The organism is Pseudomonas sp. MM211 (assembly GCF_020386635.1).
In the GTDB taxonomy this organism is placed as follows: domain Bacteria; phylum Pseudomonadota; class Gammaproteobacteria; order Pseudomonadales; family Pseudomonadaceae; genus Aquipseudomonas.
Genome location: NZ_CP081942.1, coordinates 228,167 through 251,096, shown reverse-complemented (window position 1 = coordinate 251,096; position 22,930 = coordinate 228,167). Strand labels below are relative to the sequence as shown.

Genomic DNA, 22,930 nt, shown 5'->3' with positions numbered 1-22,930 from the left:
TTGCGAAATTGTAGGCGCTCGCTTGCGAGCGATGCGATGGCAGCCGTTCTGCGGAGGTGGCCTTGTGGTCACCAATCCAGCCGTCTGCCGCTTGTATTCCGATCACCTGTAAAGGAGGCGTCGCGATGAAAGCCATTCTGGCTGCACTGCTCTCGGCACTCGCCATCACTGGCCACGCTGCAGACAACCCGCTACAAGCCGAACTCTGGAAAACCCGCCCGTTGATCCTTCTCGCCGACGATGCCAGCGATCCGTTGCTCGTTCGGGTGCGTGAAGCCTTGGCGCAACCCGCCAACCGCGAAGCCTTCGTCGAGCGCGACATGGTGCTCTACACCGTGGTTGGCAAACAGGGCCAGCGTAACGATCAGCCCCTGGATGCCATCGCCACCAAACGCCTGTTGTTGGCGCTGGATGCAGGTAGCGAGCGGCCGCAGATCATTCTGGTCGGCAAGGACGGCGGCAAGAAGATCCAGGAAGGCGCCGATGCGGACTTGCAGAAAATCTTCGCCACCATCGACCGGATGCCCATGCGCCAGGGCGAATGATCCGCTGATGGATCAATGATTTTTACCGGTCTTGGCTCTATGGGTAGGGCCAAGCTGTCTTTAAGGTAGCGTCCATCTGATGCAGAGGACGCCAGCATGTCTCGACCTGTCACCCTTCGTACCGTGCAAGGCAAGGCCGAGTGCCTGGCCTGCTTTTCTGTCATGCGCGAGCTTCGGCCGCACCTGAACGACGCCAATGCATTCGCGCGTCAGGTGCAGCGTCAAGCTGGCCAAGGGTATCGCCTGCTTGCCGCGTGGCGAGGCGATCGGGTCGTTGCGCTGGCCGGCTATCGGCTGCAGGAAAACACCCTCTACGGACGTTTCGTCTATATCGATGACCTGATTGCGCTGCCCGACGAGCAGCGTGGTGGGCTCGGCCAGTTGCTGATCGATGCGGTGCGGGCGCACGCCATCAGTACGGGCCATGCCTACCTGGTTCTGGACACCGCGCTGGGCAATGCCCTGGCCCAGCGATTCTATTACCGCCAGGGCCTCCTGGCGCGTGGCATGCACTTCGTTCAACCGCTGTCAGAGGAGGCCGCATGAAACGTATTCTGTTGCTCGAGTGCAGTCCGCATCGGCAAGAGGCCAGCGGCAGCCAGATGGCGCGGCAACTGATAGCGCGGCGCTGGCCAAGTGCCGAGGTGATCGAGCGCGATCTGGCTGGTGAGCCGCTGCCACCGGTCAGTGCCGAATACGCATCGGCGCTGACCGGCTCCGCACCTTTCGATGATCCTGCCTTCGCCTGCTCCGAAGTGTTGATTGCCGAGCTGGAGGCCAGCGACTGCCTGATCATCGTCACCCCGATGCACAACTTCAACGTGCCCGCCGCGCTCAAGCTGTGGATCGATTACGTGCTGAGAATCCACCGCAGTTTCACCACCTCGGCGCAGGGCAAAGTCGGTTTGCTGCAGGATCGGCCCACTCTGGTGCTGGTGAGTGCCGGCGGCTTCTATCACGGTGAGCAGGCGCGTCAGTCGGATTTTCTCAGTGCCTACCTGCGTCATGTGCTGAGCACCCTGGGTATCACTCAGGTCGAGTTCGTCCACCAGCAGGGCATGGCCCTGGGCGCCGAGTCGGTGCAGGCAGCCCTGAATGCGGTGCTGCCACAGTTGGAAAAAACAACAAATTTCTTCTCTAGCCCTCCACGGAGATAACGCCATGACCACCTTGCGCCTGCCCTACAGCCAGCTCTCACCCGACGCCTACAAAGGCCTGCTGGCCACCAAGAACGCCCTGGCTGCCAGCAGCCTGGGCCTGCCACTGATCGAGCTGGTGTACCTGCGCATTTCGCAGATCAACGGCTGCGCCTTCTGCCTGGAAATGCATGCCAAGGCTTTGCGTCAGGGTGGCACCACGCAGGTCAAACTGGACAGCCTGGCCGGCTGGCGCATCAGCGCGCACTTCAGTGATGCCGAGCGGGCGGCGTTGGCCTGGGCCGAGTCGCTGACCGACATCGCGCAGACTCACGCGCCGGATGAGGTCTTCGAGCCGCTCAAGGCGCATTTCGACGATACGCAGATAAGCGACCTGACCTTTGCCATCTCGCTGATGAACGCCTTCAATCGGCTGGCGATTGGCATGCGGCAGTAGCCCGCAGACGCTAAAAAATTAAAGCGGACATCCCTCGTGGGAGCGGCTTTAGCCGCGAGCTCTTTACGCCTAGACAGGCACAATCGCGGCTAAAGCCGCTCCCACAAAATCAGCAGAGCCCGATGTCCGCTTACGCTACTCTGCTGCCCTTCATAATCAGCAGCATTCGAGTCGCTCCGAGCGGCGAGATCAAATACCTGTGCGCTCCGCCAGCAGGCTGCGGTCGAACACGAACACGCCGTTGGCCTGCTCGGTCAGCTCCCAGAGCTGCTGGGGGCGGCCCATTTTCGGGAAGTTCTTTTCCCCGGTGTCGCGAATCCAGCCGGCTTCCTTCATGCGCTCCAGACGTTTGCGCAGCGAGGTGTTGTTGATCGTCGTGCCCAGGCAGGCCTGGGCTGCATTCAGGGCGTCGAGCACGGTGAAGCGTGGCGGGGCGAGGTACAGGGGCAGGCTGGTGTACACCGATTTGCCCGCCAGGCGCTCCAGGCTGAGGCGCACCAGATCCCCGTGGTCGAAGGGCAGGGCGATGCGCCCGTCCAGCACCTCTTCCAGCGGCACGAAACGCAGGCCGTCATCGGCCGTTTCGGTGTCCGGGGCCAGCAGCGCCAGGTAGTAGGTGCTCATCGACCAGCCCCGTGGATCACGGTTGGCGCTGCCCTCGGTGCCGACCTGTTCCAGGTGCCGAGGCACAACCTGGGCCTTGTCACGCAGTACGCGGTGGGCAGCGGCCTCCAGGTTCGCATCCTGAGTGCTGCCGTTGACGATCACCCCTGGCAGCGCCCATTGCCCGAGGAAGGGCTCCCGCTCGCGGCGGTGCAACAAAAGGTGCAGCTGCCGGCTCTCGGCATCCATGCGCAAGGCGATCAGGTCGACACTCGCCAGTACTTCCGCAGAACTCACATCGCCCTCCTGTAAATCGTCATGTCGGCCTGGATTTCCGGCAGCTGCCAGGCCTCAGGGATCGTTTGCCCGGCAGCGATCATCGCGCGAATCGCGCTGCTGTGCACGGTCATCTCCACATTCGCCACCAGCAGGCCGAACCGCTCGCGCAATTCCGCTGCCCGGTAAAAGGTGGTCAGGCGAGTGAGGTTGTCCTCGCCGATCACCAGTGCCAGGCGATGCGCTGGCAACTGATGCTGCCGGGCGATGTGGTTCATCAGGTCGTAGCTGTAGATCACGTTGCCATCAGCACCCAGCTGGCGCTCCACGGTAGAGCACACCACGCGTTCGCCGAAGCGTTCCGCCAGACGTTCGACCCAGGTACAACGCAGCTCGAAGGCCGCCATGCGCTTGGCATCGGCGTGCCGGTAGCTGGGCACCACCACCACTCGATCCGCTACGTCCAGCGCGCGTTGGATGACGCTGGCGTGGCCGGCGTGGGGCGGATCGAAGGCGCCACCGTATATGGCCATGGCGAAGTGTTGCGGTGTTGGCTGGGCACTGGCCGCGGCAAAGGTCTGGAGTGATGACGACAGCATCGCGAATCTCCTCGTGAGCAGGTGTTGACAGATATAATACACCTGGTGGAATATGTTTCCACCCCGCAGCGATGCGGCTCCACCAGTAGGAGGTGTCAGATGAAGATCGCCACGTTCGATGTCGATGCACAAAAGGGCTTCACCAACCTGTGCCCCGATGAACTGCCTGTGGCCGGCGGCCATGAGATCGCCGCGCCGCTCAACGACATGGCGCGTCGTGGCACCCTGCGTTTGGGCAGCAAAGACGCCCATGCCCCCAACGCCATCTGGGTGGTGGAGCGTCATGAGCAGATGCTGCAGCCCCTGAGCCATGCCAATGCCGACCTGACTTGGGTCAGCCACTGCGTACCGGGTACGCCTGGCTTCGAGCTGTTGGACGGACTGCCTGCACCGATCGACTACGACTTTTTCGTCTGGAAGGGCGTCGAGCCCGATCTACACCCCTACGGCGCCTGCTTCCACGACCTGGCCGGCAAGCGCAGTACGGGCGTCATCGAATACCTGAAGGTCGCCGGTGTGGATGCACTGGTGGTCGGCGGCCTAGCCCTGGATTTCTGCGTGCAGAACACCGCATTGCAATTGCGCAGCGCCGGCTTCCAGGTGTTGCTGTATCTTCCGGCCTGCCGGGCCATTTCCGAAGCCGGCGCAACGCAAGCCATCGACCAGATGCGCGCGCAGGGCATCATCATCTGCGCCGACAGCGGAGCGCTCGACAACGAGTTGGCCCGCCTCGAGGAGAGTGACCATGAGTGAGAGCGTATTCGCCCCCAGCATCATCCAGAACCTGCTGGACACCGACTTCTACAAGCTGACCATGATGCAGGCGGTGCTGCACAACTACCCCAACGCCGAAGTGGAGTGGGAGTTCCGTTGCCGCAGCAACGAGGATCTGACGCCGTATCTGGCGGAGATCCGCTACCAGATCGAGCAACTGGTCAACACCTCGATCACCCCGGATCAACTGGCCTACCTGGAGAAGATCCCCTTCATCAAGGCCGACTTCATCCGCTTCCTCAGCCTGTTCCGTTTCAACATGCGCTACGTGCACGTCGGTACTGACGCAGCCGGCCAGTTGGCGATCCGGGTGCGCGGGCCCTGGCTGCACGTGATCCTCTATGAGATCCCGCTGCTGGCCATCGTCTCGGAAGTGCGCAACCGCTACCGTTACCGCGAAGTGGTGATCGAGCAGGTTCGCGAGCGGCTCTACGAGAAGCTCGACTGGCTCAAGGGAGAAGCCTCGGCCGCTGAGCTGGCAGATTTCCAGCTTGCGGATTTTGGCACGCGTCGGCGCTTTTCCTACCGGGTGCAGGAAGAGGTGGTACACATCCTCAAGCGCGATTTCCCGGGCCGCTTCGTGGGTACCAGCAACGTGCACCTGGCCCGTGAATTCGACCTCAAGCCGATCGGCACCATGGCCCACGAATGGTTCATGGCGCACCAGCAACTGGGCCCGCGGTTGATCGACAGCCAGAAGGTGGCGCTGGAGTGCTGGGTCAAGGAATACCGCGGCCTGCTCGGCATCGCCCTGACCGACACCATCGGCATGTCCAGCTTTCTCGAGGACTTCGATCTGTACTTCGCCAAGCTGTTCGATGGCTTGCGTCACGACTCCGGTGACCCTTTGCAGTGGGCCGAAAAGGCCATCGCGCACTATGAGAAACTCGGCATCGACCCGCAGGGCAAGACGCTGATCTTCTCCGACGGTCTGACCATGCCCAAGGCTCTGGAACTGTATCGCGCGCTGCATGATCGCATTAACGTCAGCTTCGGCATCGGTACCAACCTGACCTGCGACATTCAGGGTGTCGAACCGATGAACATCGTCATCAAGATGATCGACTGCAACGGCCAGCCGGTGGCGAAGATCTCCGATACACCCGGCAAGACCCAGTGCCGCGACCCGAACTTCGTGACCTATCTGAAGCATGTTTTTCGCCTCGAAGCGAACTAATAACCTATTCAGGATCAGCTGCGCGTCGGCCCGGCGGCGTCAAAAACAGGTTCGGAATGCTCATGTACAAAAGTACACTCCGCTTCCTCACCTCTTTTTTCCTAGCCGGGCTCTAGCTCGCAAGATCCAGAACACGTTCTAAGGGAGAGACACCATGAGCAACCGACAAGCCGAAATCGCCACCGCCCTGGGCGTCATCGCCCCGTTCTCCTCGCCGGCCGATGTGGACGCCGAGATCGCCGGGCGTATCGCGTTCATCAAGGCCACTCTGGCCGCCTCGCACACCAAGGTGCTGGTGCTGGGAATCAGCGGCGGCGTCGATTCTTCTACCGCCGGGCGCCTGGCACAGCTCACCGTTGAGCAGTTGCGCAGCGAAACGCAGGATCAGAGCTACCGTTTCGTCGCCATCCGCCTGCCGCACAACGTCCAGCACGACGAGGCCGATGCCCAGACCGCGCTTGCCTTCATCGCCGCGGACGAAGTGCTGACCATAGACATCGCTCCGGCAGTGGCAGGGCTGGCCGGGCAGATCCCCGAACTGGGCGTGCTGGCCTCGTCGCGCCGTGACTTCGTGCTCGGCAATACCAAGGCGCGGATGCGCATGCTGGCTCAATACACCGTGGCCAACGCGCGCAATGGCCTGGTCATCGGCACCGACCATGCGGCGGAAGCGGTGATGGGCTTCTTCACCAAGTTCGGTGACGGCGCCTGCGACCTGGCGCCATTGAGCGGTCTGGTCAAAGGCCAGGTGCGGCAGATCGCTGAACGCCTCGGCGCTCCGGCAGCGGTCTTCTCGAAGGTGCCGACAGCGGATCTGGAAGACGAACGCCCCGGCATTCCGGATGAGCAGGTGCACGGCGTCAGCTACGAAGACATCGATGCCTTCCTGCAGGGCAAGCCCGTCAACGAGTCGGCCTATCAGGCCATCGTGCAGACCTACGACAAGACCCAGCACAAACGCGAGCTACCGCTGGTGCCTTGAGGATCCTGCCGTAGAAAAGCCCGCTGCCTGCGGGCTTTTTTATATGCGCTTGTAGGTAGATGGGCTTCACCCAACTACCAAGGCGACCTGTTTCGGCTCGATGGCTTTAGCCCGGCCATTGCAGGTGCTCTAAATTTGCGTGCCCAACAACACATGGCCGGCGGCGAACTGCGCCCGCACCGGGCTCCCTATTAGCAAATGCTGACTGGCGAGCTGCTCCGCATAGGCCTGGGCGCACAGCGTTTGCCCATTGGGTAGGGCAATGCGCACTTCGCAGGGGCCGTCGACCTCGAGCAGAATCTGCTCGATAGTCCCCTGTAACTCGTTGAGATTCGGATCGGCCTCCTGGCTTGGCGCACTGAGCTGCAGCCAGCCGGCCTTGATCAACACCATCAAGGGAGCATGGGGCTCTAGCTGCAAATGCTGGGTGCTGCTGCGGGTGATCTGTGCCTGGATCGACGAGCCTCCGGGCAGCTCGATGTCGATCAGATCGTTACCGCCTTGCGGCTGGATCGTTCTTACCCGACCGCTGAGCTGGTTGCGCGCGCTGGTACGCAGCATCAGGCGGCCGAGCACCTGCAGGTCGGTGTCGTCTTCGGCGGCCTGCAGCACTTCGGCTTGAATGGCCTGCAGGCGCTGGTGCAACTGCAGCAGGCGTTCACCGGCCGGCGTCAGCCTTGCGCCGCCACCGCCTTTGCCGCCCACGCTACGGGCTACCAGTGGCTGATCGGCCAGGTTGTTCAGCTCGTCGATGGCATCCCAGGCTGCCTTGTAGCTCATACCCGCCGCCTTGGCCGCGCGGGTGATCGAGCCCTGCTCGGCAATCTGTTCGAGCAAGGCGATGCGTTGCGGGCGGCGGGTCACGTGCTGGGCGAGCAGAGAGAGGGTGGTCATGGGCAGGGCAGTGCTAATCACGAGGGTTGGCCACTGTGCGTGACGCTCCAGCCCTCGTCAATGATCACCCGGCGCAGGTGTACGCGCCAGGCAGTAGACATCCACGCGCGCCGCGCCGGCGCGGATCAGCAGGCGGGCAAGCTGCTGCGTCGTGGCACCCGTGGTCAGCACGTCATCGATCAGCGCCACGTGCTGTGCGTTCACCTGCGCTTTGGGCAGCACCGCAAAGGCACCGCGCAGATTACGGCGACGGGCTGCTGCATCGAGTTTCTGCTGAGCCGGGGTGTCGCCAATACGCTGTAGCCAGTCGCTGTGCTGGGGAATCTGTAGCGTCTGACCGACCACCTGGGCCAGCATCTGTGCCTGGTTGAAACCGCGCTGGCGCTGCCGTTTGGGCGATAGCGGTACGGGTAGCAATACGTCGGGCCTGGGCAGCCCTTCGCTGAAGGCATGCGCCAGATGGCGAGCGAGCAGGTCGCCGAGCAGCCGGCCCATGGGCCAGCGAGCCTGATGCTTGAAGCGATTGATCAGCGCATCCACAGGAAAGCCATAACGCCACGGCGCTTCGACACGGCTGAATGCAGGTGGGCGTTTCAGGCAGCCGCCGCAGGTAAGGCCGTCGACGGCAAGGGGCAGGGCGCAGACCTGGCAGTGTGGGCCGAGCCACGGGAGCTCGGCATCGCATTCCGTGCACAGTGGCAGGGCGGCGTCGACAGGATCGTCACACAGTGAACAGGTTTGTTTTATTTTTAACCAGTTGTAAACCTTTATAAATGTCGATGGTTGACAGTGCATGACGCTTCCTTAACTATGCCGCACATCCGTGTTGGGTCTGCTTACGACTGTAGCAGGCCGCCTGTAGATAAGGACTTGCCCCCATGAGCGCTAGTACCGCCGCCACTCTGCGTCACGATTGGAGCCTGAAGGAAGTTCGGGCGCTGTTCGAGCAACCGTTCAATGACCTGCTGTTCCATGCCCAGACCGTGCACCGTGCGCATTTCGATGCCAACCGTGTGCAGGTCTCCACGCTGCTGTCGATCAAGACCGGGGCCTGTCCTGAAGACTGCAAGTACTGTCCGCAGTCCGGCCACTACAACACCGGCCTGGACAAGCAGAAACTGATGGAAGTGCAGAAGGTGCTGGAAGCGGCTGCCGAGGCCAAGGCCATCGGTTCGACCCGGTTCTGCATGGGCGCGGCCTGGAAGCATCCGTCCGCCAAGGACATGCCCTACGTGCTGAAAATGGTCGAAGGCGTGAAGGCCCTGGGCCTGGAAACCTGCATGACCCTGGGCAAGCTCGACAAGGAGCAGACCGCCGCCCTGGCTGAGGCGGGCCTCGACTACTACAACCACAACCTGGATACCTCGCCGGAGTTCTACGGCAGCATCATCACCACCCGCACCTACTCCGAGCGCCTGCAGACGCTGGCTTATGTGCGCGACGCCGGCATGAAAATCTGCTCCGGCGGCATCCTCGGCATGGGCGAGTCGCTGGATGACCGCGCCGGCCTGCTGATCCAGCTGGCCAACCTGCCGGAGCACCCGGAGTCGGTTCCGATCAACATGCTGGTCAAGGTCGAGGGCACGCCGCTGGCCAACGAGGAAGATGTCGATCCCTTCGACTTCATCCGCATGTTGGCGGTGGCGCGCATCATGATGCCGAAATCCCATGTGCGCCTGTCCGCCGGGCGTGAGGCGATGAACGAGCAGATGCAGGCCCTGGCGTTCTTCGCCGGCGCCAACTCGATTTTCTACGGCGAAAAACTGCTGACCACCGCCAACCCCCAGGCCGACAAGGACATGCAGCTGTTCGCACGCCTGGGCATTCAGCCCGAAGCGCGCGAGGAGCACGCCGACGAGGTGCACCAGGCCGCCATCGAGCAGGCGCTGGTTGAGCAGCGCGACTCGCGGCTGTTCTACGACGCCGCAGTCTGATAGTTGCCGCAGGTCTCGGGCCGGCAAAGACGTTGCCTGCCCGACGCCTGCCGCCCGGAGCTTTTCTGATGCCTTTCGATCTTGCCGCTCGCCTGGCCGAGCGTCGTGCCGCCGATCTCTATCGCCAGCGCCCCCTGCTGGGCAGCCCGCAAGGGCCGCTGGTGGAGGTGGACGGTCGCCAGTTGCTGGCGTTCTGTTCCAACGATTATCTCGGCCTGGCCAACCATCCGCTGGTGGTCGAGGCCTGGCGGGCTGGCGCCCAACGTTGGGGCGTTGGCGGCGGCGCCTCGCATCTGGTGATCGGCCACAGCACGCCGCACCATGAACTGGAAGAGGCCCTGGCCGATTTCACCGGGCGACCCCGTGCATTGCTGTTTTCCACCGGCTACATGGCCAACCTGGGCGCCGTCACGGCGCTGGTCGGCAAGGGTGACACGGTGCTCGAAGACCGCCTCAACCATGCCTCGTTGCTGGATGCGGGCCTGCTCAGCGGCGCGCGTTTCTCGCGCTACCTGCATAACGACCGCGGCAGCCTCGCCACGCGCCTGGACAAGGCCGAGGGCAATACCCTGGTGGTTTGCGACGGCGTCTTCAGCATGGACGGCGATATCGCGGATCTGCCTGCACTGTGCGCCGAGGCACGCAGCAAGGATGCCTGGCTGATGGTCGATGATGCCCATGGCTTCGGCACCCTGGGCGCAACGGGCGGTGGTGTGGTCGAGCATTTCGGCCTTGGTATGAACGACGTTCCGGTGCTGGTCGGCACCCTTGGCAAGGCGTTCGGCACTGCTGGCGCCTTCGTCGCCGGCAGTGACGATCTGATCGATACGCTGGTGCAGTTCGCCCGGCCGTACATCTACACCACCAGCCAGCCACCAGCGTTGGCTTGTGCCACCCTGAAGAGTCTCGAACTGCTGCGCCGCGAGCACTGGCGACGTGAGCACCTGGCCGCGCTGATCCGTCGATTTCGCGAAGGGGCGGGGAGCATCGGCCTGCAACTGATGGATAGCGACACGCCGATTCAGCCGATCCTGATCGGCGACAGTGGCCGCGCCGTCGCTTTGTCTCAGGCGCTGCGCGAGTGCGGCATTCTGGTCACCGCGATTCGCCCGCCCACCGTGCCAGCAGGCGGCGCTCGGTTGCGAGTCACCCTGTCTGCCAGCCATGAGCTCACCCAGGTCGATCGCCTGCTGGAGGCACTCGCCGATTGTTGGGCGCAGATGCCGGGAGAGCGCGGTGATGGCTGAAAGACTGATTCTGCTACCCGGCTGGGGGCTTGGCAGTGCGCCATTGCAGCCGCTTGTCGATGCACTCGGCTCGCAGTTGCAGGTCGATATCGAACCGCTACCACCGTTTGAACATGGGCAGCTGGAACTTTGGGTCGACCACCTGGACGAGTGCCTGCCTCGGGGTGCCTGGCTGGGTGGCTGGTCACTGGGCGGCATGCTCGCCAGCCTGTTGGCAGCACGGCGGGCAGGGGATTGTCCTGGTCTGCTGACGCTGGCCAGCAATGCCTCCTTCATTGCCCGCGAGGGTTGGCCGGCAGCGATGGGGACAGCTACCTTCGAGGCGTTTCACGAGTCGTATCGCCAGAACCCGAGCGCAACCCTCAAGCGCTTCGCCATGCTCTGCTGCCAGGGTGCTGCCGATGCGAGGGGACTTTCCCGCACATTGCTGGCGCAAGCTGGCGGCGTCGACTCGCTGGCCGGGCTCGATCTGCTTGCTACCCTCGATACCCGAGTCGCACTGCTGCAGTTCCAGGGGCCGCAACTTCACCTGTTCGCCACTGCCGATGCGTTGGTACCGGCGGCTGCCGCTGCTGCTGTTCAGGCATTGCAGCCTGCTGCCCGGGTGCTCAGTGTCGAGGGCGCGAGCCATGGGTTCGCTGTGGAGCAGGCCGAGCACGTAGCGGCCATGCTGCTCGGTTTCATGGAGGCGCAAGGTGAACGAGCTGCCTGACAAGCGCCGGGTGGCGGCGTCCTTTTCCAGAGCCGCTGGCAGTTATGACAGCGTCGCCGAATTGCAGCGCGATGTGGGTCGCCGGTTGTTGTGGCGGCTGCCATTGTCCACACAGCCGGGGCGATGGCTCGACCTTGGTTGTGGTACTGGCCACTTCAGCCGGGCGCTGGGCGAATGGTTCCCCCTCGCACAAGGTATCTCTCTGGACATCGCCGAAGGCATGCTGCAGCACGCCCGGCAGCAGGGCGGCGCGCAGTGTTACGTGGCCGGAGACGCCGAGCAGTTGCCACTACGCGATCAGAGTTGTGATCTGATTTTCTCGAGCCTGGCCTTGCAGTGGTGCGCCGACTTCCAGGCTGTGCTCAGCGAGGCACGCAGGGTATTGCGACCGGGCGGTGTGCTGGCGTTCAGCAGCCTGTGCATTGGTACCTTGCAGGAGCTGCGTGACAGCTGGCAGGTCGTGGACGGCTTCGTGCACGTCAACCGCTTCCGTCGCGTCGAAGACTATCAGGCGCTATGCGCTGCCAGCGGTATGCAGGTGGAGGCGTTGCAGATCCAGGCGCACCGCCTCCACTACCCGGATCTGCGCAGCCTCACCTACGGTCTCAAGGCATTGGGCGCACACAATCTCAACGATGGCCGCCCAGCCGGGCTGACCGGGCGCGCACGCTTGCGCGCGCTCGACGAGGCTTACGAACAGCTGCGTCAGCCCGAGGGGCTGCCCTGCACCTATCAGGTCATCTATGGCGTACTGCAAAAGGAGCAGCGCTCATGAGTGCAGCCTATTTCGTCACGGGCACCGATACCGAAATCGGCAAGACCACCATTGCAGCGGGCCTGCTGCACGCGGCTCGCCGCGCCGGGCTGTCGACGGCTGCGGCCAAGCCGGTAGCCTCTGGCTGCCTGCTTACCGCAGAGGGGCTGCGCAACGACGATGCTTTGGCACTGCTTGCCCAATGCAGCCTGCCGCTGCGCTATGACGAGGTGAACCCCAATGCCTTCGCTCCGGCAATCGCGCCGCATCTGGCGGCGCGCGACGAAGGGGTGCTGCTCGAGGTGCCGGCTTTGAACGCCGCGGTTCGGGTGATTCTGGGCAAAGGTGCGGACTTCACTCTGGTCGAAGGTGCTGGTGGCTGGCGCGTACCACTGACCGGCGCGGCCAACCTGTCGGATTTGGCTCGCGCACTGGAGCTTCCGGTGATTCTAGTGGTGGGCGTGCGCCTGGGTTGCATCAACCATGCGGTGCTGACCGCCGAGGCGATCCTCGCGGACGGCCTGCCGCTCGCGGGCTGGGTAGCCAATATCGTCGACCCCCATGCCGCGCGACTGCAGGACAACCTCGATACCCTGAGCGAGCGCCTTCCAGGGCCCTGTATTGGCCAGGTGCCGCACCTGCAACCGGCCTCGCCAGAGCAGGTGGCGAATTACCTCGATTTATCGCGAATGATGCTATAAAGCCAGCTCATGCATTATTTTTGGCTGTACATTTTTTAAGCGGCTTCTGCTTAAATACACGCCATGTAGTTGCTGCAGCAGGAGACGTCCATGCAGATTTCATCCACCAGTGCCTTTACCTCTGGTATCAACACCATTCAGTCCGGGCAGCGCCGCGTCGAACAGGCAGCCGGCGAGATCGCCAGTGCTCCAGTGACTGCCGAGCGTGCCCAGGCCAACGAGCCGTCCGCCGCCCGTGCCGATATTGCCGACAACATGGTCGAGATGCGCGTCGGTCAATATGAAGCCCAGGCTGGTGCTCGTGTCGTGCAGACTGCGGACAAGGTGCTCGGCACCTTGATCGACGTCACCGCCTAATCGCAGCGCCTTTTTAGGCGCTCGACTCCAGGAGGGAGAACGACATGCAAGTTGCTGGTTTTTCCTCCTCTTACTATCCCTCCCTGCCGTTATCGGCTGCCGCCCCTCGCCCTGTCGAATCCGCCAGTTCTCCTGAATTGGCCCGCGCCGCTTTCGCGCCCGTGGCACCTGGTGCTGAGCCTGAATCATCCAACGCTGCAACGGCGCAGGAAGAACAGGACAAACCAGAAGAGCCATCGGCCAGCGCAAATCCAGGCGAGCCTCGTACCCCCCAGGAAGAGCAGGAGTTGCAGCTCGTCATCTCCGAGCTGGCCAACCGTGATCGTGAAGTGCGCACCCACGAGCAGGCACACGCTGCAGTGGGCGGTGTGCATGCCGGGGCGCCCACCTACACTTACACCCGCGGGCCGGACGGCAAGCGCTACGCCTCCGGTGGCGAGGTAAGCATCGACGTTGGTGCGGTCGCCAATGATCCGCAGGCCACGCTGAGCAAGATGCAGATCGTGATACGGGCTGCATTGGCGCCAGCGGAGCCTTCGGCTCAGGATCGCAGCGTGGCCAGTCAGGCCCAGGCGCAAATGGCCGTGGCTCGCGCCGAACTCGCTGCCATGCAGCGTGGTGAGGTGGAAGAGTCGAAGGCGCCTGCCGACGAAGAGGCTAAGGAAAGCGACGACCCGTCAGTCACGGCGGACGATCCAGCAAAGCCGCCAGCGCCAGCTGGCATCAGCCTTTATGCCGCATCAGCGGCTGATCAAACGCCATCCGGGTTGCTCGATCTTCGCGCTTGAGTCAGCAGAAGCGGCCTTGACAGTGATTGGGCGTAAACGTATGTTTCAAACATGTGTTTGAGTTGCTGCATTGGCAGCCGACTCCATATATGACCATCCTGCAAACGACCGCCCATCGGTCATCCCAAACATAAGAGACCACCCGCAGAGGTACCCGCTATGCCTGAATACAAGGCCCCCTTGCGTGATATCCGTTTCGTTCGTGACGAACTGCTCGGCTATGAAGCGCACTACCAGAGCCTGCCCGGCTGCCAGGACGCTACGCCAGACATGGTCGATGCCATCCTCGAGGAAGGCGCCAAGTTCTGCGAGCAGGTGCTCTCTCCACTGAACCGCGTGGGCGATACCGAAGGCTGCACCTGGAGCGAATCCGGTGTGAAAACGCCCACCGGTTTCAAGGAAGCCTACAAGCAGTTCGTCGAAGGCGGCTGGCCGAGCCTGGCCCATGATGTCGACCACGGCGGCCAGGGCCTGCCGGAGTCGCTGGGCCTGGCTGTCAGCGAAATGGTCGGTACCGCCAACTGGTCGTGGGGCATGTACCCGGGCCTGTCCCATGGCGCGATGAACACCATCTCCGCTCACGGCACGCCCGAGCAGCAACACACTTACCTGACCAAGCTGGTCTCCGGCGAGTGGACGGGCACCATGTGCCTGACCGAAGCCCACTGCGGCACCGACCTGGGCATGTTGCGCACCCGTGCCGAACCTCAGGCGGACGGCTCCTACAAAATCTCCGGCACCAAGATCTTCATCTCGGCCGGTGAGCACGACATGGCCGATAACATCGTGCACATCGTGCTGGCTCGCCTGCCAGATGCACCGGCTGGTACCAAGGGTATCTCCCTGTTCATCGTGCCGAAGTTTTTGCCCAGCGCCGAAGGCGGCGTCGGTGAGCGCAACGCAGTGAACTGTGGCTCCCTCGAGCACAAGATGGGCATTCACGGTAACGCCACCTGCGTGATGAACTTCGACGCGGCCACCGGCTTCCTGATCGGCCCGCCGAACAAGGGCCTGAACTGCATGTTCACCTTCATGAACACCGCCCGCCTGGGCACTGCTCTGCAAGGCCTGGCGCATGCCGAACTGGGCTTCCAGGGTGGCATCAAGTACGCCCGTGATCGCCTGCAGATGCGCTCGTTGACTGGCCCGAAAGCGCCGGAAAAAGCCGCCGATCCGATCATCGTGCACCCTGATGTTCGCCGCATGCTGCTGACCATGAAAGCCTTCGCCGAGGGCAACCGGGCGATGGTCTACTTCACCGCCAAGCAGGTGGACATCCTCAAGTACGCCCAGGATGAAGAGCAGAAGAAAGCTGCAGATGGCCTGATGGCTTTCCTGACGCCGATCGCCAAGGCGTTCATGACCGAGGTCGGCTTCGAGTCCGCGTCCCACGGCATGCAGATCTACGGTGGTCACGGCTTCATCAGCGAGTGGGGCATGGAGCAGAACCTGCGCGACTGCCGCATCTCGATGATGTACGAAGGCACCACCGGCGTTCAGGCCCTCGACCTGCTCGGCCGTAAGGTGCTGATGACCCAGGGCGAAGCGCTCAAAGGCTTCACCAAGATCGTCCACAAGTTCTGCCAGGCCAACGAAGGTAACGAAGCGGTCAAGGCATTCGTCGAGCCGCTGGCCAAACTGAACAAGGAGTGGGGCGAGCTGACCATGAAGATCGGCATGGCCGCCATGAAGGATCGCGAGGAAGTCGGTGCCGCCTCGGTGGATTACCTGATGTACTCCGGTTACGTCTGCCTGGCTTACTTCTGGGCTGACATGGCGCGCGTGGCTGCCGAGAAGATCGCCTCGGGCGAGGGTGACCAGGCTTTCTACAAGGCCAAGCTGCAGACCGCGCAGTTCTACTACGCGCGCATCCTGCCGCGTACCCGCACTCACGTTGCGACCATGCTCTCCGGCGCAAGCAGCCTAATGGACATGAACGAGGAAGACTTCGCTCTGGGCTACTGATACTCCTTGCGTTGAAAGAACCGCGGCCCATTGGGTCGCGGTTTTTTTATGGCTGCTATTTTCCACACCGTCCTTGATTGCTGCAGTTGCCTTTCGCAGTTATGTGCGCAGATGCCGTGCGTTAGTTGCTGAATACAGGCAAAATGCCAGTCCCTCACGATCGATAGTGGAGTCGCTCTTGTCGCGCCTAGCCGCCCTGCGCTTGGGACACTTTCTACCGGCTTTGTTATTGCTTGGCGGTGGATTGCTGGCTGCGACTCTGCCGACGTTGACCGACTTCTTCACGTCCCTCTTCAATGTGCTGCCTACCCTGTTGCTGCTTCTTGGTGGCACCTTCTGCGTGGTCTATGGCCGGCAACGCGAGCTGTTCCTGCTGCTGGTGCTTTATCTGGGCTACTTCGTGCTCGACGAACAGGCCGATCATTACCGCGATTTTGGTCAGGTACGCGATGATGCGGCACTGGTCTTTCACCTCAGCAGCCTGCTGTTGCCGCTGCTCTACGGGTTGTTCGCACTGTGGCGCGAGCGCACCCACCTGATCCAAGATCTGATCGCCCGCGTTGCGGTACTGCTGGCGGTTTGCGCCGTGGCTGCAGCGCTCGCGCGGCGTTATCCACAGGCGCTCGAACAGTGGTTGTCGGTGATCCGCTGGCCCGCGCTGCATGCCGAATGGATGAGCCTGGTGCAGTTGGCCTATCCGCTGTTCCTGCTGGTGATCGTCGCGCTGCTGGTGCAGTACCTGCGCACGCCGCGCCCGGTACACGCGGTGCAGTGCGTCGGGGTGATCGCCCTGTTGTGGATGCTGCCCAATACCTTTATTCAGCCCCATGCACTGCAGGTGATGTCCAGCGTGGTGATGTTGATGATCGTCGTCGGCGTGGCGCACGAGGCCTACCAGATGGCCTTCCGAGACGAGCTCACCGGGTTGCCGGGGCGTCGGGCGCTTAACGAGCGGCTGCAGCGGTTGGGGCGCAGTTACGTGCTCGCCATGGCAGATGTCGACCACTTCAAGAAATTCAACGATACCCACGGTCACGATGTCGGCGATCAGGTGCTGCGTGTGGTCGCCAGCCAACTGAGCAAGGTCGGCGGTGGCGGCAAGGTCTACCGCTACGGTGGTGAGGAATTCACCCTGGTGTTTCCCGGCAAGACCATCGAGCAGTGCCTGCCGCATCTGGAGGCCATACGTGAGGCCGTCGAGCGCTATCAAATTCAGTTACGTGATGGTCAGCAGCGCCCGAGTGATGACCAGTTGGGGCGTCAGCGCCGCCGGGGTTCTGCAGCTACTCATGTGTCAGTGACGGTGAGTATCGGCGTAGCCCAGCGCGGTGATGAACAGCGCAGTGTGGAAGAGGTGCTCAAGGCTGCCGACAAGGCCCTTTACGGCGCCAAGAGCGCGGGGCGTAATTGCGTAAGCAGCCAGGTGCAGCGGCGCGGAGCCGTCAAGCTGAAGGCTGGTCGCGCCTGATTGTCTGCGTGATCGATCAGTGGCTGACCGGTCACGACACGACCCTATGTGTCTGAAAAATTGTTGGGCTAGACTCGGGGTCTGAACGTGCTACCGAGGATTTCCCATGGCCGATTACAAAGCTCCCCTGCGTGACATGCGCTTCGTGCTCAACGAGGTTTTACAGGTTTCAACACTGTGGGCGCAGCTGCCGGCCCTGGCCGATGTGGTCGATGAAGAGACCGCCAATGCGATCCTCGAGGAAGCCGGCAAGATCACCGCAGGCATGATCGCGCCATTGAATCGGGCGAGCGATGAAGAAGGCTGTTCCTGGGCCGATGGTGTGGTTACTACGCCAGCCGGATTCATCGAGGCCTACAAGGCGTATGCCGAGGGCGGCTGGGTCGGTGTCGGTGGTGATCCGCAGTTCGGCGGCATGGGCATGCCCAAGGTGATCTCTGCCCAGGTCGAGGAAATGGTCAACTCGTCGAGTCTGTCGTTCGGCCTGTATCCGATGCTGACCGCGGGCGCCTGTCTGTCGATCAACGCGCATGCCAGTGAAGAGCTGAAGCAGGCTTACCTGCCGAACATGTATGCCGGCGTCTGGGCCGGTTCCATGTGCCTGACCGAGCCGCATGCGGGTACCGATCTGGGCATCATCCGCACCAAGGCCGAGCCTCAGGCCGACGGCAGCTACAAGGTCAGCGGCACCAAGATCTTCATCACCGGTGGCGAGCACGATTTGACCGAAAACATCATTCACCTGGTGCTGGCCAAGCTGCCCGACGCACCGGCTGGGCCCAAGGGCATTTCGCTGTTTCTGGTGCCCAAGTTCATGGTCAATGCCGATGGCTCGCTGGGTGAGCGCAACGCGCTGTCCTGTGGCTCGATCGAGCACAAGATGGGCATCAAGGCGTCGAGCACCTGCGTGATGAATTTCGATGGTGCCACTGGTTACATCATCGACGCACCGAACCGCGGCCTGGCCGCCATGTTCACCATGATGAATTACGAGCGCCTGGGTGTCGGCATCCAGGGCCTGTCGACCGGTGAGCGTTCCTACCAGAGCGCCATCGAGTACGCTCGCGAGCGTATCCAGAGCCGTGCGCCAACTGGTGCCGTGGCCAAGGACAAAGTGGCCGACCCGATCATCGTTCATCCCGACGTGCGCCGTATGTTGCTGACCATGAAGGCGCTCAACGAGGGCGGGCGCGCCTTCTCCAGCTACGTCGCTATGCAGCTCGATACCGCCAAGTTCAGTGAAGAGCCGACCACCCGCAAGCGTGCCGAAGACCTGGTGGCGCTGCTGACCCCGGTGGCCAAGGCGTTCCTCACCGATCTCGGACTGGAAACCACCCTTCACGGCCAGCAGGTTTTCGGTGGGCACGGTTACGTACGTGAGTGGGGCCAGGAGCAACTGGTTCGTGACTGCCGCATCACGCAGATCTACGAAGGCACCAATGGTATCCAGGCGCTGGATCTGGTCGGCCGTAAGGTGGTTGGCAGTGGTGGCGCCTTCTCCCAGCATTTCACCGATGAGATTCGTGCCTTCGCCAGCGCCGCGGATGCACCACCTGCCGAGTTCAGTGAGCCGCTGCTGGCTGCGGTCGCCATCCTGGAAGCACAGACTACGGCACTGCTCGAGCGCGCACGGAGCAATCCCAACGAGATCGGCGCGGCCTCGGTGGAGTACCTGCATCTGTTCGGTTACACCGCCTACGCCTACATGTGGGCAATGATGGCCAAGGCGGCGCTGGGCAAGGAAGGGCAGGAGGATTTCTACGCCAGCAAGCTGGGCACCGCACGTTTCTATTTCGCTCGCCTGCTGCCACGCATCCATTCCCTGAGCGCGTCGGTGAGCGCTGGCAGTGAAAGCCTGTACCTGCTCGATGCCGAACAGTTCTGACAAGCTGTAGGCCTCGGATTTACTGGAGTGCCGCGTGTAGGTGATTGCTTACGCGCGGTTCTGCTTTTAGCCACTATTGGCACTCAGAGGCGGAGCGTAATCTTCACTCCAAGGACTTAGCGCAGGAAGCGCACTGAAACAGACAGGGATACGTGGGACGCGGCCAGGATGCTGCGCTGATCAAGGATGTCAGAATTGAGTCTGTAAAAACCCCGCCTCGGCGGGGTTTTCTTTTTGGTGGCGGATAAACGCTGTCGCCCAAGTGACAAGCTTGACGGTGCCTGCACATCTCCTCTCGAGTACTGCCAGCTCGTCTGCTCAAGCGGGGCTGTCGTCATGCCTGCAGCCAGCGCCAGATCAGCACAGCGAGCAGCGCCCAGACCAACACGATGATTGCCGCCGCCACCCAGCGGCCACGCCCGCCGATGCGCGTATCGGCCAGGCGTTCGGCTTGCGGGCGGCAACGCTGGATCAGTTCGGCAGGTGTCAGGCGCACGGCCAGAGCGATGCCCAAGGGCAATAGCAGCAAGTCATCGAGCAGGCCGAGTACCGGAATGAAGTCCGGGATCAGATCCACCGGGCTGACGGCATAAAGCACCACGGCGATGCCCACCAGTTTGGCTGGCCAGGGCATGTCCGGCTGACGGCAGCAGAGCCAAAGCAGGATGATTTGACGTTTGAGTGCCTTGGCCCAGGCGCGCAGTGTGCTCAGCAGTTTTTTCATGGAGTCGCTTCATCGATGCCGCAATGGCGGGCGGAGAATACCAGTGGTGCGTCGGGCAGTCCGGTGAAACGGGTGATCCAGGCGCGATAGCTGGCGTCCGGATCGAGATCGGCGAAGGCTTGCGGCCACAGCATGCCCGCCAGGTATTCGACGCCAATGACGTTGAACATGCTGTTGTAGAACTGATGGTAAAGGCCGTGCACGCAGTGGTTCGGGGCCTGGCGAATGCGTTCGAAGCCCGGGCGCTGCAACAGCCGTTGAAGATGTTGCTGCACGGCGCCTGCGTCGGCGTGATAGCCGAACGGCAGGGCGCCCACGCCGTCGCGCAGGCGTTGGGTGCCCGTCATCACGTAATGATCCGGTTTGCTGCGAATGAGCATTTCCAGGGCGACGTCGCCGGAGTCGCCAAGCAGCAATTGTGAGCCGAGATTGGTCGCGCCGAGCGCGTTGACCAGCGCTCCCCAGCCCTTATCGCCTTGGGTGTGGCAACAGGCGCCGCTGCCGGCCTGGCCCGCCCGGGCTTCGATGAATACCCGCGGTTTCGGTAGTTCGCGGCTGCGCCGCTGCAGCTCGTACAGTTTGCCTTGATAAGCGTCGACGTAGGCTTGTGCGCGGGCCTGACGATCCAGTACGTCGCCAAGCAGCAATAGGCTGCGTGGCACGTTGCGCAGCGGCTCGTCCTGGCTGTCGACGTAGATCAGCGGGATACCCAGGCGTTCGAGCAGGCTTCCAAGCACGCTGCTTTCCACGGCCGGCCTGGCCTCCAGGCGCACCACCAGCAAGTCAGGGTGAAGGCGAATGACCCGCTCGATATCCACGTCTCCAGCGGAGGAGAAGCCCAGTGTCGGTATCTGGGCAGCGGCCGGCCAGCGGTTTACCAGCAACTGCCAGAGGCTGGGGTCGGAGCCGCGAAGGTTGTTGTTGAAGGCCACCACACGGGCCAGTGGATCTTCACGTTCGAGAATGGCCAGGGCCAACAGGTCGTTGCTGTCCTGCAGCAGGATGCGTTGCGGCGGTGCCTCGATACGTACCTCGCGGCCGGCCAGATCGATCACGGTGCGTGGATAGCCATCGGCCTGGGCGGCGGTAGTTGCCAGCAGCAGGATCATCGCCAGCGCAGCACGAAGCATCACAGCGAAGCATCCACGGCAATCTGCAGGTGCCCACGGCTGCAGGTTTCGACCCGCGCATCGACCTTGTAGACATCCGCCAGCAGCGCCGGCGTCAGCGTCTGTTTCGGGCTGCCGCTGGCTTGCACCCGACCGTTGGCGAGCACCACCAGGCGATCTGCCCAGCGAGCGGCGAGGGCGAGGTCGTGCAGCACCACGACGACAATGCGGCCTTGGTCGGCGAGGCTGCGCACGGTGCCCATTACCCGGTTCTGATGATGCAGATCCAGGGCGCTGGTGGGTTCGTCGAGCAGCAGCAGCGATGGATCGCGAATCATCGCCTGGGCCAGGCTCACTAATTGCCGCTGACCACCGGACAACTGCTCGAGCGGGCGCATGGCCAGGTGCACGATGCCAAGATGCTCCAGAACGCCATGGGCTCGCTTTACAGCGTCAGGGGTGTGTCCCGTCTGGCCGGCATGCAGGGCGCCGAGCAGGGTTTCCAGCACGCTCATGGCGATGCCGTCGGGCAGTTGCTGGGGCATGAAGCCCAACTGCCGCGCGCGTTCGCGGCGCGAGCAGCGCAGCAGGTCGAGTTCACCAAGATGAAGGCTGCCGGTCGTGGGCAAAAGGCCCGCCAGGCTACGCAGCAGTGTGGACTTGCCGGCACCGTTGGGGCCGACCAGTGCCACCAGCGTGCCCGGCTCGATGGCGGGCAGGTTGATGCCATGGAGAATCTGCGTGCCACGGCAGTGCACCTGCAGCCCGGCAATCGTCAGGGCTGGCGCAGTCATGGGCGCCGCCCCTGGCGCAGCAGCAGCGTCATGAACAGCGGCACGCCGATCAGGGCGGTAACGATGCCCACCGGCAGGATGACGCCAGGAATCACCAGTTTGCTGGCGATCGAGGCGAGGGACATCACCAGCGCACCGACCAGGGCGCTGACCGGCAGGAAGAAGCGGTGATCCTCGCCGATCAGCAGGCGTGCGATATGCGGGCCGACCAAGCCGATGAAACCGATGGTGCCGACGAAGGCTACCGCCGTGGCGGCCAGCAGGCTGATGCGCAGCAGCGAGCCGAAGCGCAGTCGGCCGACATCGATACCGAGAGTCAGCGCGCGTTCTTCGCCAAGACGCAAAGCAGTCATCGGCCAGGCGGCGCGCAGGCTGAAGGGAATGGTCAGTAGCACCACCAGCGCCAGGGTCTGCACGGCAGGCCAGCTGGAACGGGTCAGGCTGCCAAGGCTCCAGAACACCAGTTGCTGCAAGGCATCGGGTGAGGCGATGTATTGCAACAGGGCGACCAGCGCGTTGTAGCAGAACACCAGGGCGATGCCGAACAGCAGCAGGGTCTGCACGCCGCCGGCCAAGCGCGCGACGCCCTGCAACAGGAGCACCGAGGCGAAGGCGAAGAAGAAGGCGTTCAGGGTCACCAGGGCGCTGTCCGGTACACCGGGAATGCCCAGGTTGAGGACGATGGCCAGTGCCGCACCCAGCGAAGCGGCGGAAGACAGGCCGAGCGTGAAGGGGTCAGCCAGGGGGTTACCCAGCACCGTCTGCATCTCCGCACCGGCCAGCGACAGCGCCACGCCGACCAGCACCGCCATCAGCGCGAAGGGCAGGCGCAGCTCGCGGACGATCACCAACGTATCGATATCCACCGTCTGGGGTGTGAACAGCGCGCCCAGCACTTCACCTGGCGAAAACAGCGTGGAGCCGATGGCGATATCCAGCACCAGGCTGATGAACACCGCCACCAGCAGTGCCGCGCAGATCAGCAGACGCTTGTGCAGCACCCGCCCGTATGCCGCGGCCAGCTCCTGGGCCGTGAAAGAGTCGTGCAT

General features: G+C 62.9%; 25 protein-coding genes. 17 read left to right on the top strand and 8 right to left on the bottom strand.

Annotation, left to right across the window (positions count from 1 at the left end; translation table 11 throughout):
• The first annotated feature begins 125 nt into the window (after positions 1–125).
• The 4 genes from K5Q02_RS01130 (at position 126) to K5Q02_RS01115 (ending at position 2,138) form a co-directional block, all read left to right on the top strand.
• On the top strand, positions 126–545 hold the full coding sequence (locus tag K5Q02_RS01130; RefSeq protein WP_225835567.1) for a DUF4174 domain-containing protein: 420 nt from the start codon (positions 126–128) through the stop codon (positions 543–545).
• Positions 546–641: 96 nt separating this feature from the next.
• A complete protein-coding gene (locus K5Q02_RS01125; protein ID WP_225835564.1) occupies positions 642–1,091 on the top strand; it encodes a GNAT family N-acetyltransferase in 450 nt (149 codons plus the stop codon).
• The gene (locus tag K5Q02_RS01120) at positions 1,088–1,702 is read left to right on the top strand and encodes an FMN-dependent NADH-azoreductase (protein ID WP_225835562.1); all 615 of its coding nucleotides are present in this window, start codon (positions 1,088–1,090) and stop codon (positions 1,700–1,702) included. The genes K5Q02_RS01125 and K5Q02_RS01120 overlap by 4 nt, the downstream gene beginning before the upstream one ends.
• A 4-nt stretch (positions 1,703–1,706) precedes the next feature.
• Positions 1,707–2,138, top strand: coding sequence for a carboxymuconolactone decarboxylase family protein (locus tag K5Q02_RS01115; RefSeq protein WP_225835561.1), 432 nt, complete (start codon positions 1,707–1,709; stop codon positions 2,136–2,138).
• Between the two features lie 189 nt (positions 2,139–2,327).
• Here K5Q02_RS01115 and K5Q02_RS01110 read toward each other — a convergent pair whose 3' ends face one another.
• Positions 2,328–3,038, bottom strand: a complete 711-nt coding sequence (locus tag K5Q02_RS01110; protein ID WP_225835559.1) for an NUDIX domain-containing protein — start codon at positions 3,036–3,038, stop codon at positions 2,328–2,330.
• On the bottom strand, positions 3,035–3,616 hold the full coding sequence (locus tag K5Q02_RS01105) for an adenylyltransferase/cytidyltransferase family protein (protein ID WP_225835558.1): 582 nt from the start codon (positions 3,614–3,616) through the stop codon (positions 3,035–3,037). Before K5Q02_RS01105 ends, K5Q02_RS01110 begins: the two co-directional genes overlap by 4 nt.
• Before the next feature lie 99 nt (positions 3,617–3,715).
• Here K5Q02_RS01105 and K5Q02_RS01100 point away from each other — a divergent pair, with 99 nt between their 5' ends.
• From K5Q02_RS01100 to nadE, 3 genes are all read left to right on the top strand, one after another.
• Positions 3,716–4,369, top strand: coding sequence for a nicotinamidase (locus K5Q02_RS01100; protein WP_225835556.1), 654 nt, complete (start codon positions 3,716–3,718; stop codon positions 4,367–4,369).
• On the top strand, positions 4,362–5,567 hold the full coding sequence (gene pncB, locus K5Q02_RS01095) for a nicotinate phosphoribosyltransferase (RefSeq protein ID WP_225835554.1): 1,206 nt from the start codon (positions 4,362–4,364) through the stop codon (positions 5,565–5,567). The genes K5Q02_RS01100 and pncB overlap by 8 nt, the downstream gene beginning before the upstream one ends.
• 154 nt (positions 5,568–5,721) lie before the next feature.
• Positions 5,722–6,549 (top strand): ammonia-dependent NAD(+) synthetase, encoded by an 828-nt coding sequence (gene nadE / locus K5Q02_RS01090; protein ID WP_225835553.1) that lies wholly within the window; start codon positions 5,722–5,724, stop codon positions 6,547–6,549.
• Between the two features lie 129 nt (positions 6,550–6,678).
• Here nadE and K5Q02_RS01085 read toward each other — a convergent pair whose 3' ends face one another.
• Positions 6,679–7,443: a TOBE domain-containing protein gene (locus K5Q02_RS01085; protein WP_225835547.1), complete on the bottom strand. Its 765-nt coding sequence runs from the start codon at positions 7,441–7,443 to the stop codon at positions 6,679–6,681.
• Positions 7,444–7,500: 57 nt separating this feature from the next.
• Positions 7,501–8,238 (bottom strand): ComF family protein, encoded by a 738-nt coding sequence (locus K5Q02_RS01080; RefSeq protein WP_225835546.1) that lies wholly within the window; start codon positions 8,236–8,238, stop codon positions 7,501–7,503.
• Positions 8,239–8,321: 83 nt separating this feature from the next.
• Here K5Q02_RS01080 and bioB point away from each other — a divergent pair, with 83 nt between their 5' ends.
• From bioB to K5Q02_RS01030, 10 genes are all read left to right on the top strand, one after another.
• Positions 8,322–9,377 (top strand): biotin synthase BioB, encoded by a 1,056-nt coding sequence (bioB, locus tag K5Q02_RS01075; protein WP_225835544.1) that lies wholly within the window; start codon positions 8,322–8,324, stop codon positions 9,375–9,377.
• 68 nt (positions 9,378–9,445) lie between these two features.
• Complete coding sequence (gene bioF / locus K5Q02_RS01070; protein ID WP_225835542.1) at positions 9,446–10,624, top strand: 8-amino-7-oxononanoate synthase; 1,179 nt, start codon at positions 9,446–9,448, stop codon at positions 10,622–10,624.
• A complete protein-coding gene (locus K5Q02_RS01065) occupies positions 10,617–11,336 on the top strand; it encodes an alpha/beta fold hydrolase (protein ID WP_225835541.1) in 720 nt (239 codons plus the stop codon). Before bioF ends, K5Q02_RS01065 begins: the two co-directional genes overlap by 8 nt.
• Positions 11,320–12,111, top strand: coding sequence for a malonyl-ACP O-methyltransferase BioC (gene bioC / locus K5Q02_RS01060; protein ID WP_225835539.1), 792 nt, complete (start codon positions 11,320–11,322; stop codon positions 12,109–12,111). The genes K5Q02_RS01065 and bioC overlap by 17 nt, the downstream gene beginning before the upstream one ends.
• Complete coding sequence (bioD, locus tag K5Q02_RS01055) at positions 12,108–12,791, top strand: dethiobiotin synthase (protein ID WP_225835537.1); 684 nt, start codon at positions 12,108–12,110, stop codon at positions 12,789–12,791. Before bioC ends, bioD begins: the two co-directional genes overlap by 4 nt.
• Before the next feature lie 90 nt (positions 12,792–12,881).
• Positions 12,882–13,148: a hypothetical protein gene (locus tag K5Q02_RS01050; protein ID WP_225835535.1), complete on the top strand. Its 267-nt coding sequence runs from the start codon at positions 12,882–12,884 to the stop codon at positions 13,146–13,148.
• Between the two features lie 44 nt (positions 13,149–13,192).
• Complete coding sequence (locus K5Q02_RS01045) at positions 13,193–13,936, top strand: putative metalloprotease CJM1_0395 family protein (RefSeq protein WP_225835534.1); 744 nt, start codon at positions 13,193–13,195, stop codon at positions 13,934–13,936.
• 159 nt (positions 13,937–14,095) lie between these two features.
• Entirely contained in the window at positions 14,096–15,901 is a 1,806-nt protein-coding gene (locus tag K5Q02_RS01040) for a phenylacyl-CoA dehydrogenase (protein WP_225835532.1), read from the top strand.
• Between the two features lie 178 nt (positions 15,902–16,079).
• Positions 16,080–17,369: a GGDEF domain-containing protein gene (locus K5Q02_RS01035; RefSeq protein WP_225835530.1), complete on the top strand. Its 1,290-nt coding sequence runs from the start codon at positions 16,080–16,082 to the stop codon at positions 17,367–17,369.
• A 106-nt stretch (positions 17,370–17,475) separates the two neighbouring features.
• Positions 17,476–19,254, top strand: a complete 1,779-nt coding sequence (locus K5Q02_RS01030; protein WP_225835528.1) for an acyl-CoA dehydrogenase C-terminal domain-containing protein — start codon at positions 17,476–17,478, stop codon at positions 19,252–19,254.
• Positions 19,255–19,588: 334 nt separating this feature from the next.
• Here the strand turns inward: K5Q02_RS01030 and K5Q02_RS01025 are convergent, their stop codons facing one another.
• The 4 genes from K5Q02_RS01025 to K5Q02_RS01010 are packed head-to-tail and all read right to left on the bottom strand — an operon-like array spanning position 19,589 to position 22,930.
• Complete coding sequence (locus K5Q02_RS01025; RefSeq protein WP_225835526.1) at positions 19,589–19,978, bottom strand: YkvA family protein; 390 nt, start codon at positions 19,976–19,978, stop codon at positions 19,589–19,591.
• Positions 19,975–21,108: an ABC transporter substrate-binding protein gene (locus tag K5Q02_RS01020; protein WP_225839910.1), complete on the bottom strand. Its 1,134-nt coding sequence runs from the start codon at positions 21,106–21,108 to the stop codon at positions 19,975–19,977. Before K5Q02_RS01020 ends, K5Q02_RS01025 begins: the two co-directional genes overlap by 4 nt.
• Complete coding sequence (locus K5Q02_RS01015; protein ID WP_225835524.1) at positions 21,108–21,881, bottom strand: ABC transporter ATP-binding protein; 774 nt, start codon at positions 21,879–21,881, stop codon at positions 21,108–21,110. The genes K5Q02_RS01020 and K5Q02_RS01015 overlap by 1 nt, the downstream gene beginning before the upstream one ends.
• Entirely contained in the window at positions 21,878–22,930 is a 1,053-nt protein-coding gene (locus K5Q02_RS01010; RefSeq protein ID WP_225835513.1) for a FecCD family ABC transporter permease, read from the bottom strand. Before K5Q02_RS01010 ends, K5Q02_RS01015 begins: the two co-directional genes overlap by 4 nt.

Excerpts from the sequence above, each read along its gene's own strand:
- K5Q02_RS01130 (WP_225835567.1), top strand. The coding sequence starts at position 126 with ATGAAAGCCATTCTGGCTGCACTGCTCTCGGCACTCGCCATCACTGGC.
- K5Q02_RS01125 (WP_225835564.1), top strand. The coding sequence starts at position 642 with ATGTCTCGACCTGTCACCCTTCGTACCGTGCAAGGCAAGGCCGAGTGC.
- K5Q02_RS01120 (WP_225835562.1), top strand. The coding sequence starts at position 1,088 with ATGAAACGTATTCTGTTGCTCGAGTGCAGTCCGCATCGGCAAGAGGCC.
- K5Q02_RS01115 (WP_225835561.1), top strand. The coding sequence starts at position 1,707 with ATGACCACCTTGCGCCTGCCCTACAGCCAGCTCTCACCCGACGCCTAC.
- K5Q02_RS01105 (WP_225835558.1), bottom strand. The coding sequence starts at position 3,616 with ATGCTGTCGTCATCACTCCAGACCTTTGCCGCGGCCAGTGCCCAGCCA.
- K5Q02_RS01100 (WP_225835556.1), top strand. The coding sequence starts at position 3,716 with ATGAAGATCGCCACGTTCGATGTCGATGCACAAAAGGGCTTCACCAAC.
- pncB (WP_225835554.1), top strand. The coding sequence starts at position 4,362 with ATGAGTGAGAGCGTATTCGCCCCCAGCATCATCCAGAACCTGCTGGAC.
- nadE (WP_225835553.1), top strand. The coding sequence starts at position 5,722 with ATGAGCAACCGACAAGCCGAAATCGCCACCGCCCTGGGCGTCATCGCC.
- K5Q02_RS01085 (WP_225835547.1), bottom strand. The coding sequence starts at position 7,443 with ATGACCACCCTCTCTCTGCTCGCCCAGCACGTGACCCGCCGCCCGCAA.
- K5Q02_RS01080 (WP_225835546.1), bottom strand. The coding sequence starts at position 8,238 with ATGCACTGTCAACCATCGACATTTATAAAGGTTTACAACTGGTTAAAA.
- bioB (WP_225835544.1), top strand. The coding sequence starts at position 8,322 with ATGAGCGCTAGTACCGCCGCCACTCTGCGTCACGATTGGAGCCTGAAG.
- bioF (WP_225835542.1), top strand. The coding sequence starts at position 9,446 with ATGCCTTTCGATCTTGCCGCTCGCCTGGCCGAGCGTCGTGCCGCCGAT.
- K5Q02_RS01065 (WP_225835541.1), top strand. The coding sequence starts at position 10,617 with ATGGCTGAAAGACTGATTCTGCTACCCGGCTGGGGGCTTGGCAGTGCG.
- bioD (WP_225835537.1), top strand. The coding sequence starts at position 12,108 with ATGAGTGCAGCCTATTTCGTCACGGGCACCGATACCGAAATCGGCAAG.
- K5Q02_RS01050 (WP_225835535.1), top strand. The coding sequence starts at position 12,882 with ATGCAGATTTCATCCACCAGTGCCTTTACCTCTGGTATCAACACCATT.
- K5Q02_RS01045 (WP_225835534.1), top strand. The coding sequence starts at position 13,193 with ATGCAAGTTGCTGGTTTTTCCTCCTCTTACTATCCCTCCCTGCCGTTA.
- K5Q02_RS01040 (WP_225835532.1), top strand. The coding sequence starts at position 14,096 with ATGCCTGAATACAAGGCCCCCTTGCGTGATATCCGTTTCGTTCGTGAC.
- K5Q02_RS01030 (WP_225835528.1), top strand. The coding sequence starts at position 17,476 with ATGGCCGATTACAAAGCTCCCCTGCGTGACATGCGCTTCGTGCTCAAC.
- K5Q02_RS01025 (WP_225835526.1), bottom strand. The coding sequence starts at position 19,978 with ATGAAAAAACTGCTGAGCACACTGCGCGCCTGGGCCAAGGCACTCAAA.
- K5Q02_RS01020 (WP_225839910.1), bottom strand. The coding sequence starts at position 21,108 with ATGCTTCGTGCTGCGCTGGCGATGATCCTGCTGCTGGCAACTACCGCC.
- K5Q02_RS01015 (WP_225835524.1), bottom strand. The coding sequence starts at position 21,881 with ATGACTGCGCCAGCCCTGACGATTGCCGGGCTGCAGGTGCACTGCCGT.
- K5Q02_RS01010 (WP_225835513.1), bottom strand. The coding sequence starts at position 22,930 with ATGCACGACTCTTTCACGGCCCAGGAGCTGGCCGCGGCATACGGGCGG.